The 12,363-nt window shown below is 58.4% G+C and carries 12 protein-coding genes; 6 read left to right on the forward strand and 6 right to left on the reverse strand.

Translation table 11 applies throughout. From position 1 onward, the window contains the following. Positions 1-119 precede the first annotated feature (119 nt). The 3 genes from pncA to sppA form a co-directional block, all read right to left on the reverse strand. Positions 120-761, reverse strand: a complete 642-nt coding sequence (gene pncA / locus RY075_RS09275; RefSeq protein WP_045895312.1) for a bifunctional nicotinamidase/pyrazinamidase — start codon at positions 759-761, stop codon at positions 120-122. A 9-nt stretch (positions 762-770) separates the two neighbouring features. Continuing rightward, positions 771-1,787, reverse strand: a complete 1,017-nt coding sequence (ansA, locus tag RY075_RS09280; protein ID WP_338628481.1) for an asparaginase — start codon at positions 1,785-1,787, stop codon at positions 771-773. A 62-nt stretch (positions 1,788-1,849) separates the two neighbouring features. Further along, the gene (sppA, locus tag RY075_RS09285) at positions 1,850-3,706 is read right to left on the reverse strand and encodes a signal peptide peptidase SppA (RefSeq protein ID WP_232967700.1); all 1,857 of its coding nucleotides are present in this window, start codon (positions 3,704-3,706) and stop codon (positions 1,850-1,852) included. A gap of 167 nt (positions 3,707-3,873) precedes the next feature. Here sppA and RY075_RS09290 point away from each other — a divergent pair, with 167 nt between their 5' ends. The 3 genes from RY075_RS09290 to RY075_RS09300 all read left to right on the forward strand — a co-directional run bounded on the left by RY075_RS09290 (position 3,874) and on the right by RY075_RS09300 (position 7,497). Further along, complete coding sequence (locus RY075_RS09290; RefSeq protein WP_023324479.1) at positions 3,874-4,425, forward strand: NAD(P)H nitroreductase; 552 nt, start codon at positions 3,874-3,876, stop codon at positions 4,423-4,425. A gap of 116 nt (positions 4,426-4,541) precedes the next feature. Next, entirely contained in the window at positions 4,542-5,585 is a 1,044-nt protein-coding gene (selD, locus tag RY075_RS09295; RefSeq protein ID WP_045350495.1) for a selenide, water dikinase SelD, read from the forward strand. 4 nt (positions 5,586-5,589) lie between these two features. Then, entirely contained in the window at positions 5,590-7,497 is a 1,908-nt protein-coding gene (locus RY075_RS09300) for a DNA topoisomerase III (RefSeq protein ID WP_338628482.1), read from the forward strand. A gap of 71 nt (positions 7,498-7,568) precedes the next feature. On the opposite strand, the gene gdhA is transcribed toward RY075_RS09300, so the two are convergent. Beyond that, entirely contained in the window at positions 7,569-8,912 is a 1,344-nt protein-coding gene (gene gdhA / locus RY075_RS09305; RefSeq protein ID WP_302378133.1) for an NADP-specific glutamate dehydrogenase, read from the reverse strand. Positions 8,913-9,137: 225 nt separating this feature from the next. On the opposite strand from gdhA, the gene RY075_RS09310 reads away from it, so the two are divergent. Continuing rightward, entirely contained in the window at positions 9,138-9,410 is a 273-nt protein-coding gene (locus RY075_RS09310) for a YnjH family protein (RefSeq protein WP_003857857.1), read from the forward strand. On the opposite strand, the gene RY075_RS09315 is transcribed toward RY075_RS09310, so the two are convergent. Then, positions 9,370-9,786, reverse strand: coding sequence for a pyrimidine (deoxy)nucleoside triphosphate diphosphatase (locus tag RY075_RS09315; protein ID WP_023315911.1), 417 nt, complete (start codon positions 9,784-9,786; stop codon positions 9,370-9,372). The two genes, RY075_RS09310 and RY075_RS09315, sit on opposite strands and share 41 nt — an antisense overlap. 75 nt (positions 9,787-9,861) lie before the next feature. On the opposite strand from RY075_RS09315, the gene RY075_RS09320 reads away from it, so the two are divergent. Together RY075_RS09320 and RY075_RS09325 are read left to right on the forward strand one after the other, a co-directional pair. Further along, complete coding sequence (locus RY075_RS09320; protein WP_047653640.1) at positions 9,862-10,434, forward strand: carboxymuconolactone decarboxylase family protein; 573 nt, start codon at positions 9,862-9,864, stop codon at positions 10,432-10,434. Further along, positions 10,424-11,041, forward strand: coding sequence for a CDP-alcohol phosphatidyltransferase family protein (locus tag RY075_RS09325; protein ID WP_022650879.1), 618 nt, complete (start codon positions 10,424-10,426; stop codon positions 11,039-11,041). The genes RY075_RS09320 and RY075_RS09325 overlap by 11 nt, the downstream gene beginning before the upstream one ends. On the opposite strand, the gene RY075_RS09330 is transcribed toward RY075_RS09325, so the two are convergent. Next, complete coding sequence (locus RY075_RS09330) at positions 11,038-12,345, reverse strand: sulfurtransferase (RefSeq protein ID WP_232967703.1); 1,308 nt, start codon at positions 12,343-12,345, stop codon at positions 11,038-11,040. The two genes, RY075_RS09325 and RY075_RS09330, sit on opposite strands and share 4 nt — an antisense overlap. Positions 12,346-12,363 lie beyond the last annotated feature (18 nt).

A 12,363-nucleotide genomic window follows, 5' to 3' on the forward strand; every position in this document is an offset into this window, starting at 1 on the left:
GAGGGAGTTCACTTTATGGGGATTGGGGAAGAAATGCCGGGTGGCGCTGACGCTTACCCGGTCTACAAAACCAGAGAAAGTAGGCCGGGTAAGGCTAAGCCGTCACCCGGCTAAAAAGCTTACGCCTGCGTCTCCATCCAGTCAGCCAGCGTATACAGCGTTGCGCCTTCTGCGGCCATATCCATAAACGCCTGAGCGCTGTCATGCGGCTGAATATTTACCCCGCGACAGCCGTCGGTGATGACATTCACGGTATAGCCCAACTGGAGCGCATCCAGCACGGTGAACTTCACGCAGTAATCCGTCGCCAGGCCCAGCACAATCAGCTCGGTGATCTCATGGTGGCGTAACCACGCGTCCAGCGCCGTCTTCTGGCGGTGACCGTTATCAAAGAACGCGCTGTAGCTGTCGATGATTGGGTTTTCACCTTTGTGGAACACCGCGTCGATGGCCTTCTGGTTCAGCAGCGGATGCAGCTCAGCGCCTTCCGTCTGCTGCACGCAGTGATCGGGCCAGAAGGTTTGCGCCAGCCCGTCCAGATCGCCCTGGCTGTAAGGCTCAACGTTGTGCTGGCTGGCAAAGCTGCCGTGGTTTGCCGGATGCCAGTCCTGACTCGCCACCACCGCTTCACCACGAGCTTTACACCACGCAATCAGCGAATTCGCGACGTCTACGGTGCTGTCGCCTTCCGCGACGGCCAGCGCACCACCCGCACAGAAATCATTTTGCAAATCGACCAGTAACAGGGCGCGTTGCTTCATGGGATCTCCTTATTCGTCCGGCGTCAGTTCACCGCGCAGGTTTTGCATCATGGCGCGGCGAATGGAATCAATATCCAGATCCTGACTCAGTAAATAGTGAAGTTTAGTCAGCGTTGCCTCAACGGTCATATCGAAACCACTTATCACGCCTGCGTGAGCCAGAGCATTACCGGTGGCGTAGCCGCCCATATTGACCTTGCCGGACATACACTGGGTGAGGTTGACCACCACAATCCCGCGATCGCTCGCCTCCTGAAGCTCCTTAAGGAACTCACCGTTCTGCGGGGCGTTACCCACACCATAGGAGCGCAGGATCAGCGCCTTCACCGGCTGGCGCAGGAAGTTGCGCACCACGTCGGCGGAGATCCCCGGATAAATCGTCACCACGCCAATCGGCTGCGGGGTGATCGGATGAACGATCAGCTCGCCTGCCGTATTTGGTGCGGGCGGCGTGCCCAGACGACGGATATGGATCCCCGCTTCCAGCAGCGGTTGCAGGTTAGGTGAGGCAAAAGCGTCAAAGCCATCGGCGTGCGCTTTAGTGGTACGGTTCCCGCGGTACAGTCGGTTGTTGAAGAACAGCGTTACCTTGTTGATCGGGTAATTAGCGGCCACGTACAGGGAGTTAAGCAGGTTGATCTGCCCGTCTGAACGCAGTTCCGCCAGCGGGATCTGCGAACCGGTCACGATGACGGGCTTGCTCAGGTTCTCCAGCATGAAGGAGAGCGCCGAGGCGGTGAACGCCATGGTGTCGGTACCGTGAAGGATCACGAAGCCGTCGTACTGGTCGTAATGGGCTTTAATATCATCCGCAATATGCTGCCAGTCTTCCGGCGTCATGTCGGAGGAGTCCATCAGCGGCTCATATTCGTGGATGGTAAAGTCCGGCATTTCCGGACGGTGAAATTCAGGCATCAGCGCCAGCTGGCGCTGCAAGTGGCCGGAAACCGGGATATAGCCATTTTCTGAGCGCTGCATACCGATGGTACCGCCGGTATAGGCGACATATATTGATTTCTTCTGCATGGTAATGAGTTCTTGTTCTTCAAAAGAAAAAATCCCCTCTTCACGGGAAGAGGGGACGGTTTTTAACGCACGTTCGCGCAGGTCAGGCAAAACGCGTAACGGCTCTGTGGATCATTAAAGGCTGCGAGCTTGTCGCTCTCCGCTTTCATGGCTTTCGCCGCGGTCGCCACCGGCGCCGGCAGATAAGCCTGAAGCGCGTCCGGCAGCATGGCACGGACGGAGCCGGACATGCTGTCCATGACCATATCGAAGAACGTCGGTTCGTCCTGATAATAGTCCACGTGCCACTGCTTGAGCTTCGCCAGCTCCGCCGCTTTCTTCACGGCGTCGTCGAAATCACCCAGGCTGTCTACCAGACCGTTGCTCTTCGCATCCTGGCCGGTCCAGACGTGGCCTTGAGCGATCTGGTCAATCTGATCGGGCGTCTTTTTACGGGAGTCCGCAACCAGCGTGATGAAACGTTTATAGCCACTCTCAATGCTGAGCTGCATCATCTCAGACACCTCAGGCGGCAGGGATTTGGTAACGGACACGTCTGCCAGCGGCGAGGTGGAAACGCCGTCGGTGTGGACGCCGAGATAATCCAGGCTGTTCTCAACGGTGTTGATCACACCGAAGATGCCAATCGAGCCGGTCAGCGTGCTTGGGTTAGCCACGATGTAGTTGGCTGGCGTCGAGATCCAGTACCCCCCGGAAGCCGCCATGCCGCCCATCGAGACCACTACCGGCTTGCCTGCGGCGCGCGCGGCGGCCAGTTCAGCACGGATCACTTCAGAGGCGCTGACGCTGCCGCCAGGGCTGTTCACCCTCAGGACAATTGCCTTCACTTTCGGATCCAGGCGCGCATCGCGGATCTGCGACGCGGTGGTGTCTCCGCCGACGTTCCCCGGCGTTTCTTCCCCGTCCATAATGGCCCCGTTAGCAAACACCACGGCGATGCTGTCACCGCTGTCGTCCGGCTTTTTCGCGGCGTAGTCATACATGCTGATGGCGCTGTAGTTTTTATCCTCTTTACTCCAGCCGAACTGTTTAGTCAGCGCTTTTTCAATTTCAGCGCTGGAACCCAGCTGATCGACCAGTTTGTTATCAAGCGCGTATTTCGCTGTATCGCCGTACACCTTGCGCAGGCCGTCCAGCACGCCGCGCGCGCCCGGGAAGACCTGCTCAGCGGTAATCTGACGGTTAGCGGCAATGGTGCCGAGGTAGTTCTGCCACAGCTCACCAATCCAGCGGCTGTCCGCTTCACGAGCGGCAGGGGACATATCATCGCGGATAAACGGCTCCACGGCGGATTTATAGGTCCCGACGCGGAAGACGTGGGTAGTGACCTTCAGCTTGTCGAGCAGCGATTTGTAGTACAGACCGTTAGTGGCGAAGCCATGCAGATCGACCGTGCCCTGTGGCGAAAGCCAGATCTTATTGGCAAAGCTCGCCAGATAATATTGCCCCTGGGTGTAGCTGTCGCCAATGGCAATAACCGGTTTACCGCTGTCGCGAAATTCGCGCAGCGCTTTACCGATGTACTGCATTGACGGCTGATCGGCGCCGGCAAAATCTTTCAGGTCCAACACGATACCGGTAATGTTACGATCGTCTTTGGCCTGACGGATGGTGTCGACAATATCAAACAAGGAGTTTTCCTGGAGACGGTCTGACGTTGCGCCGAACAGCTGGCGGCCAATCACGCCCAGACGGTTGCTGGTCGATGGCTTATCAACAATCACCCCGGTGATATCGAGTAACAGTGCGCCGCGCGTCGAATGCTGCGACTGGTTTGCGTTGCTGATATGCATCCAGATACCAGCGCATACCAGGACCAGGAAGATGAAAAAGATGTTCATCACCAGGTTGCGGACGAAGTTGAGCAGTCGCCACGTCCATTTAAAGAAACCGGCAAAGATTCGCCAAAGGGTTCGCATGTATTCTCCCTAACCAGAAAAGGACTGTTTCCGTCGCCACGGGACGGTAATGTGCGGTTATCGTAATGACCCAACCGCCACTTGTCAGCAGGAATCGCCTGCCACGCTGTAACAAAATCTGCTGTCGTGTTAATTTTGTGAGTAAATTTCATGAAAGGAGTTAACCAATGGACGCACTTGAACTGCTTGTTAACCGTCGTAGCGCTTCCCGCCTGGCCGAACCGGCACCCGTCGGCGAGCAGCTGGAAAACATTCTGCGTGCCGGAATGCGTGCGCCGGACCATGGCACATTGCAGCCGTGGCACTTCTTTATTATTGAAGGCGAAGGGCGCGGCCGCTTCAGCCAGCTGCTGGAGCAGGGGGCTGTTGCCGCAGGCCAGGATGAGAAGGGGATTGATAAAGCCCGCAACGCGCCATTCCGTGCGCCGATGATCATCGCGGTAGTCGCAAAATGCCAGGCCGATCATAAAGTGCCGGTCTGGGAGCAGGAGATGTCTGCCGGTTGCGCGGTAATGGCAATGCAAATGGCCGCCGTCGCGCAGGGCTTCAATGGCATCTGGCGCACCGGACCGCTGACCGAAAGTTCGGTCGTGCGTGATGGCTTTGCCTGTGGCGAGCACGATAAAATTGTCGGCTTCCTCTATCTCGGCACCCCGCAGCTTAAAGCCTCCAGCACCATCAGCGTGCCGGACACCACGCCTTTCGTCAGCCGTTTTTAATTACCCGCGCTAAACTGTCTGGATTCTGAGCATCCGCCGCAGAATTCAGACAGTCATACTTACCTCTTTATGGAATGAGCGCTACCATAGCGCGATTGAGATGACAGGAGACGTCCATGAGCGAGCAAACCATTCGTTTAACGCAATACAGCCACGGAGCCGGTTGCGGTTGTAAAATTTCCCCGAAAGTGCTGGAGACCATCCTGCACAGTGAGCAGGCGAAGTTTGTCGACCCGAACCTGCTTGTCGGTAACGAAACGCGTGACGATGCAGCGGTTTATGACTTAGGTAACGGCACCAGCATTATCAGCACCACTGACTTTTTTATGCCGATTGTCGACAACCCATTCGACTTCGGACGCATTGCGGCCACCAACGCCATCAGCGATATCTTTGCGATGGGCGGTAAACCGATCATGGCGATCGCCATTCTGGGCTGGCCGATTAACAACCTCCCGCCTGAGATTGCCCGCGACGTGATCGAAGGCGGACGCTTTGCCTGCCAGCAGGCGGGTATTGCCCTGGCCGGTGGTCACTCTATCGATGCGCCGGAGCCGATCTTCGGCCTGGCCGTCACCGGCGTGGTGCCCACCGAACGCGTGAAGCGCAACAGCACGGCGCAACCGGGCTGCAAACTGTTCCTCACCAAGCCGCTGGGCATTGGCGTACTGACCACTGCCGAGAAGAAATCCCTGCTGAAGCCCGAGCATATCGGTCTGGCAACGGAAGTGATGTGTCAGATGAACCTCGCCGGTGCGGCATTCGCCAATATCGACGGCGTGAAGGCCATGACCGACGTGACCGGATTTGGTCTGCTGGGGCACCTCTCTGAAGTGTGTCAGGGCGCGGGCGTGCAGGCGCAGATCTGGTATCAGGATGTGCCGAAACTGCCGGGCGTGGAAGAGTACATTGCTCAGGGCGCGGTGCCGGGCGGGACGCAGCGCAACTTCGCCAGCTACGGCCATTTAATGGGCGAAATGCCGGAAGCATGGCGTAACCTGCTGTGCGATCCGCAAACCTCCGGCGGTCTGCTGCTGGCGGTGACGCCGGAAGCTGAAGCTGACGTTCAGGCGACGGCTGCCGAGTTTGGCATCACCCTGACGGCCATTGGCGAGCTGGTGACCGCCCGCGGTGGCCGCCCGATGATTGAGATCCGTTAATTCGATGCGGTTGTTTATTGCCGAAAAGCCGAGTCTGGCGCGAGCCATCGCCGACGTGCTGCCCAAGCCGCATCGCAAAGGTGATGGCTTTATCGAATGCGGTAACGGGCAGGTGGTCACCTGGTGTATCGGTCACCTGCTTGAACAGGCGCAGCCGGATGTCTACGACAGCCGCTACGCCCGCTGGAATCTCAACGATCTGCCGATTGTGCCGGAAAAGTGGCGTCTGCAACCGCGTCCTTCCGTCACCAAACAGCTCAACGTCATTAAGCGTTTCCTGCATGAGGCGACGGAAGTGGTCCACGCGGGTGACCCGGACAGGGAAGGGCAACTGCTGGTCGATGAAGTGCTGGACTACCTGGAGCTGGCGCCGGAAAAGCGTCAGCAGGTGCAGCGCTGCCTGATCAACGACCTTAACCCGCAGGCGGTGGAGCGCGCGATTTCGCGCCTGCGCGCCAACAGCGAATTTATTCCCCTGTGTGTGTCCGCGCTGGCACGTGCCCGCGCGGACTGGCTGTACGGGATCAACATGACCCGCGCCTACACCATCCTGGGACGCAATGCGGGCTATCAGGGCGTACTCTCTGTTGGGCGTGTTCAAACCCCGGTGCTGGGGCTGGTGGTGCGTCGCGACGAAGAGATCGAAAATTTCGTCGCCAAAGACTTCTTCGAAGTCAAAGCGCATATCGTCACGCTGAAAGACGAACGCTTTACCGCCGTCTGGCAGCCGAGCGATGCCTGTGAGTCATATCAGGACGAAGAGGGACGGCTGCTGCATCGTCCGCTGGCGGAGCACGTGGTTAACCGCATTACCGGCCAACCCGCGATAGTCACCAGCTATAACGACAAACGGGAATCAGAGCCCGCACCGCTGCCGTTCTCCCTTTCGGCGTTGCAGATCGAGGCCGCGAAAAAGTTTGGCCTGAGCGCGCAGAACGTGCTCGATATCTGCCAGAAGCTCTATGAAACCCACAAGCTGATCACCTATCCGCGTTCGGACAGCCGCTATCTGCCGGAGGAACACTTCGCCGGACGCCACTCGGTGATGAACGCCATTGGTGTCCATGCGCCGGATCTGTTGCCGCAACCGGCGGTAAACCCGGATACCCATAACCGCTGCTGGGACGATAAAAAAGTCGATGCCCACCACGCGATAATCCCGACGGCGCGCACCAGCAACGTCAACCTGACCGACAACGAAGCAAAAGTCTATAACCTGATCGCGCGTCAGTATCTGATGCAGTTCTGCCCGGACGCGGTGTTCCGCAAGTGCGTTATCGAACTGGACATTGCCAAAGGCAAATTTATCGCCAAAGCGCGTTTCCTCGCGGAAGCGGGCTGGCGCACGCTGCTCGGCAACAAAGAGCGTGACGAAGAGAACGACGGTACGCCGCTGCCGGTCGTGGCCAAAGGCGACGAACTGCTGTGCGAGAAGGGGGAGGTGGTTGAACGACAGACCCAGCCGCCGCGCCACTTCACCGATGCGACGCTGCTTTCGGCCATGACCGGGATCGCCCGTTTTGTGCAGGATAAAGATCTGAAGAAGATCCTGCGCGCCACCGACGGTCTGGGTACGGAAGCAACCCGCGCGGGGATCATCGAGCTGCTCTTTAAGCGCGGTTTTCTTGAGAAAAAGGGGCGCTATATCCATTCGACCGAGCCGGGGCGCGCGCTGATTCATTCCCTGCCGGAGCTGGCCGCCAGGCCGGACATGACCGCGCACTGGGAATCGGTGCTGACGCAGATTAGCGAGAAGCAGTGCCGCTATCAGGACTTTATGCAGCCGCTGGTGGGGACGCTTTACCAGCTGATCGATCAGGCGCGCAGCACGCCGGTGAAGCGCTTCAGAGGGATGGTTGCACCAGGCGCGGGTGCGAAGAAACCGTTTAAAAAGAAGAAAAGCGCGGCCTGATACGCCCGGTTTTCACCCTCTCCCTATGGGAGAGGGCCGGGGTGAGGGCACCCGGCCGCACGATATAAACCTTAAATCACACCCTGCCCAATCATCGCATCGGCCACCTTCACGAACCCGGCGATATTCGCCCCGCGCACGTAGTTGGTTTGAGACGCCTCGCCGCCATACTCCACGCAGGCGTGATGAATATCGAGCATGATGTGGTGCAGACGGGCATTCACTTTCTCAGCCTTCCAGCTCATTCTCGCGGCGTTTTGCGCCATTTCCAGACCGGATGTTGCCACGCCGCCAGCGTTCGCCGCCTTGCCTGGTGCAAATAGTACGCCCGCGTCCAGGAACAGATCGGTCGCTTCAATGGTGGTGGGCATATTTGCCCCTTCCGCTACCGCTTTCACGCCATTGCTAATCAGCGTCCGGGCGGCATCCACGTCCAGTTCGTTTTGCGTCGCGCACGGCAGGGCGATATCCACCGGCACGCCCCACGGCTGTTTACCTTCCAGATAGGTCAGGCCAAACTCACGGGCATAATCCGCTACCCGACCGTCACGGCTGGCTTTGATTTCGCACAGACGCGCCAGTTTTTCTGCCGTAAAGCCAGCTTCATCCACTACGGTGCCGCTGGAGTCGGAGGCGGTCACCACGCGCGCGCCAAACGCCATCGCTTTCTCGATAGCGTACTGCGCCACGTTGCCGGAGCCGGAGACCGCCACGCGCATCCCCTCGAAGCTCAGCCCGTGACGCTTAAGCATCGCTTCAGTGAAATAGACCAGACCGTAACCCGTCGCTTCCGGGCGAATCAGGCTACCGCCAAACGACAGACCTTTGCCGGTAAAGACGCAGGCGCTGTTGTTGGAGAGCTTTTTCATCATCCCGGCCATAAAGCCCACTTCACGCCCCCCCACGCCGATATCTCCGGCGGGAACGTCGGTGTCGGGCCCAAGGTGGCGATAGAGTTCAGTGACCAGCGCCTGGCAGAAGCGCATCACTTCGCCTTCGCTCTTGCCTTTCGGATCGAAATCACTCCCGCCTTTACCGCCGCCCATCGGCAGGGTAGTGAGCGCATTTTTAAAGGTCTGCTCGAAGCCGAGGAACTTCAGAATCGACAGGTTCACCGAAGGATGGAAGCGCATCCCGCCCTTAAACGGCCCAATGGCGGAGTTAAACTGCACGCGCCATGCGCGGTTGACCTGCACCTGATTGCGATCGTCCACCCACGCCACGCGGAACTGGATGACGCGCTCTGGCTCTACCAGACGTTCAAGCAGCGCCATCTGGCGGTAGCGCGGATTTTCCTCAAGGAAGGGCCACAGGGTGGTCATGACTTCACGAACGGCCTGGGCAAACTCGCTTTGGTGCGGGTCGCGCTGCTGAACATGGGCAAGAAAGCTTTCCAGAGAGCGTGTCTGATCCATAGATATAAGAACCTCTTATAATAATTTATGCGTGTGGCGGAGATGTTTTGTGTCGTTTTTTTGACTATACCACCCGCACCGCTTTGAGAGGCAAGCAGAAATTTATGCTGCAAGGGAAATTAATGACAGGGCGCGCGTCATAACTAAAAGCGATGACGAGATACATTAAAGATCCCGTCCGGATCGACCGTTATAGATATAAACGATGCAAAGGAAACAAAGTCTATGAACCGTTACGCAATGGCCGCGTTATGTTTGATGGTGTCCGCCGGGGCACAGGCTGATCGCATTCGCCCGGATGTCGAGGTTAACGTGCCGCCAGAGGTCTTTAGCGCTGGCGGCCAGCGTGCGCAGCCGTGTAATCAGTGCTGTATCTATCAGGATCAAAACTATTCCGAAGGCGCAGTGGTCAGGGCGGATGGCGTGCTGTTGCAGTGCCAGCGTGATGAACGCACCCTCAGTACAAACCCGCTGGTCTGGCGTCGCGTAAAAGAATAAACGCTTCCAGCAGCGGTATATCCGCCGGGGCTAAATCATACGTGAACGCGTCTTCTGGCGTACACCATACCAACGCCGAGTGATAATGCGCCTTCAGCTCACCGCTAAATTCAGGCACATGCCAGGCGTGGAGGTGAATCAGCCGCTGCGACACCTCCCGCTGGTGGCTTGCCACATACCGCGCGGGCACGGCCTCAATGCCGAGCTCTTCGCGCAGTTCGCGGATCAGCGCTTCCGGCTGGGTCTCACCGGCTTCAACCTTCCCGCCCGCAAATTCCCACATTCCTGGCTGATCGGCATGTTCGGGACGCTGCGCCAGCAAAATCTTGCCCTCATTTTCGAGGATGGCCGCAACCACATCGAGTGTTTTCAGCATGTTCGTCAATAATTAATAGCGAAAAACGACATATTATCGTGCCCTTCCAAAGAGTCCAGTCATCAGGAGAATCAGGTGAAAGAGATATCCGCCTGGGTTGCGCCCATGGAAACCCTTCCCGTCAGCCTTAGCCCCATCGCCGCCATGCAGAAAAAACACTTCGGCGCGGTGCTGAACCCCACTCGCTGGTGGGGGCGTATGCCGCGTCTTTTCTGGCTGGTGGCGCTGTTTGTCGGCTATCTGGAGCGGCGCAAGGCGCGTTTGACCCCGGTTCTCCGATCGCTACTAATGACGCGGGTCTCGCAGATCTGCCACTGCGCATTTTGTATTGATGCCAACAGCCTGCGTCTGGCCGAGCGGAGCGGGGCGCTGGATAAAGTGCAGGCCGTCAGCGACTGGCAAAATTCCACCCTGTTCAGCGAAGAGGAGCGCGCGGCGCTGGCCTATGCGGAAGCGGTCACCGCCACGCCGCCTAAGGTGGATGAAAATATCAAAAGCCTGCTGAAGCGCCACTTTACGGAAGAGACCATCACCGAAATGACGGCTCTGATTGCCTTTCAGAATCTTTCCGCCCGCTTTAACGCCGCGCTGGATATCCCGACTCAGGGGCTGTGCGCCACGTTTAAAGGTAAACCACATGCTGGATAAACATCTGCACCCCCGGCTGAAACCCGGGTTAAATCAGCTGGCCGCCGCGCTGGATAAACCGTTTATCACGCCTGATGGCTTAACGCTCGCCGGGTTTGCGATTGGCGTGCTGGCGTTACCTTTTCTGGCGCTGGGCTGGTATCCGGCGGCGCTGATCGCCATTGTGCTGAACCGGCTGCTGGATGGTCTGGACGGCGCGCTGGCGCGTCGCCGTGGCCTGACGGACGCGGGAGGATTTCTTGATATCGCCCTCGACTTCCTGTTTTACGCCCTGGTGCCGTTTGGTTTTGCGCTGGCCGCTCCGGCTGATAATGCGATCGCCGCCGCCTGGCTGCTTTTCGCGTTTATGGGGACGGGCAGCAGTTTTCTGGCCTTTGCCGCGCTGGCGGGGAAGCATGATATCGACAACCCCGGCTATGCGCACAAGTCGCTTTATTACATTGGAGGATTAACGGAAGGAACAGAGACCATCGCGCTGTTTGTGCTGTGCAGCCTGTTTCCGGCGCATTTCGCGCTCTTTGCATGGGTGTTTGGCGCGTTGTGCTGGCTGACCACCACAACGCGCATCTGGAGCGGTTATATCACGCTGAAGTCACTTCCCCGCTAGCGTGCGCTCTCCGGTCCGCGCTCCCCGGTGGAGACCGGGTTCTGCGGATGGCTGCTCCATTCGTACCAGCCGCCGTCGTAGACGGCAACGTTCTGCCAGCCCATGGCGCGGGCGTACATAAAGGCTTCAGACGCGCGCCAGCCGGTACCACAGTAATACGCAACGTGCTGCTCCGGCAGGATATTCCACGTTTTCCACATGGCGGCAATATCATCGGCGCTGCGCATGGTGCCATCCGGATTGTGGAAATCTTCCATGTGGGTCGCGTCGCTGCCCGCATGGCCCCAACGCGCACCGGCAATTTCACCTTTTGGCTTGATATAGCTGTAGCCGCTGGTTTCACCGATAAACTCTGGCCAGGAACGAATGCTCACCAGCGACGCGTCCTGACGGTGCAGCATTCCCCGGGCCTGCTCCATATCCACCATCAGCTGCGGCTGGCCCGGGATCGGCGCGCCAAAATCAGGGGCTGGCTTCACGTTTGCAGGCGTTCCGCGCTCAAGGGGCAGGCTGGCGTCGGACCACGCCTTCCAGCCGCCATCCAGAATCCGTACATCCCTCACGCCCGCGTAGAGCATGATCTGCGCCACGCGCGCGGCGGCATACACGTCGCGACCGTACAGAATGACGGTGGTATCGTGACGGATCCCGTGCTTCGCCAGCATCGCTTTCAGCTTTTCGTCAGAGACCTTATTCCACAGCGGTTCGCTTTCCACTTCATTGGTGTCGATATAGCCCGCGTCGGGAATGTGGCTCAGGAGATAAAGCTTCGGCGTACCCCAGCCAGCCTCGATCACCTTCCACTCTCCGGCTGGTGCGGCGGTAACGGGTTTGCCCTGCTGCAACTGGCGGATCCACTGCGGATAAACCAGCTGTTCGAAATGCGCCAGACGTTGCAGACGGTCGGATTGTTGCAGGGCATCGCTCAGGGTGGAGACGTGGGTAAAGCCCGCTTTCTCCAGCCGTGTTTTGACGGTCTGGTTGTCATTATCGTTGCCATAGAGCGCAACCGGCATGTCTGGCGTAAGCCGATGCTGTTTTGCCCAGCCGCTGAGCTGTTCATCGCTCATTGCCCCAAGCCAGCTGGCAGAGAGATTAAGTGCGGCGGGCTCGTGCCCGGACGTTCCGCTCAGGGTCTGCGGCCAGCCGTTATAGAACGCACTGATGCGCGTATCAATTACCGCGCCATTTTGCGTCTGAAGCTGAGCCAGCGTGAGGGAGTGGGGCATATCAGCCGCCGTGGAGGAGAGTGAGGCGAGGCCGCAGATCAGGGCCAGCGCGGTCAGTTGAGAAACACGTTTCATCGAAAAACCTGACGTCAT

Origin of the sequence: Enterobacter sp. JJBC (assembly GCF_036936505.1) — a bacterium.
In the GTDB taxonomy this organism is placed as follows: Bacteria; Pseudomonadota; Gammaproteobacteria; order Enterobacterales; family Enterobacteriaceae; genus Enterobacter; species Enterobacter hormaechei_C.

Coding starts and splice junctions, on each gene's coding strand:
- RY075_RS09325 (WP_022650879.1), top strand. CDS start 10,424: ATGCTGGATAAACATCTGCACCCCCGGCTGAAACCCGGGTTAAATCAG.
- RY075_RS09315 (WP_023315911.1), bottom strand. CDS start 9,786: ATGCTGAAAACACTCGATGTGGTTGCGGCCATCCTCGAAAATGAGGGC.
- gdhA (WP_302378133.1), bottom strand. CDS start 8,912: ATGGATCAGACACGCTCTCTGGAAAGCTTTCTTGCCCATGTTCAGCAG.
- sppA (WP_232967700.1), bottom strand. CDS start 3,706: ATGCGAACCCTTTGGCGAATCTTTGCCGGTTTCTTTAAATGGACGTGG.
- pncA (WP_045895312.1), bottom strand. CDS start 761: ATGAAGCAACGCGCCCTGTTACTGGTCGATTTGCAAAATGATTTCTGT.
- RY075_RS09310 (WP_003857857.1), top strand. CDS start 9,138: ATGAACCGTTACGCAATGGCCGCGTTATGTTTGATGGTGTCCGCCGGG.
- selD (WP_045350495.1), top strand. CDS start 4,542: ATGAGCGAGCAAACCATTCGTTTAACGCAATACAGCCACGGAGCCGGT.
- ansA (WP_338628481.1), bottom strand. CDS start 1,787: ATGCAGAAGAAATCAATATATGTCGCCTATACCGGCGGTACCATCGGT.
- RY075_RS09300 (WP_338628482.1), top strand. CDS start 5,590: ATGCGGTTGTTTATTGCCGAAAAGCCGAGTCTGGCGCGAGCCATCGCC.
- RY075_RS09290 (WP_023324479.1), top strand. CDS start 3,874: ATGGACGCACTTGAACTGCTTGTTAACCGTCGTAGCGCTTCCCGCCTG.
- RY075_RS09330 (WP_232967703.1), bottom strand. CDS start 12,345: ATGAAACGTGTTTCTCAACTGACCGCGCTGGCCCTGATCTGCGGCCTC.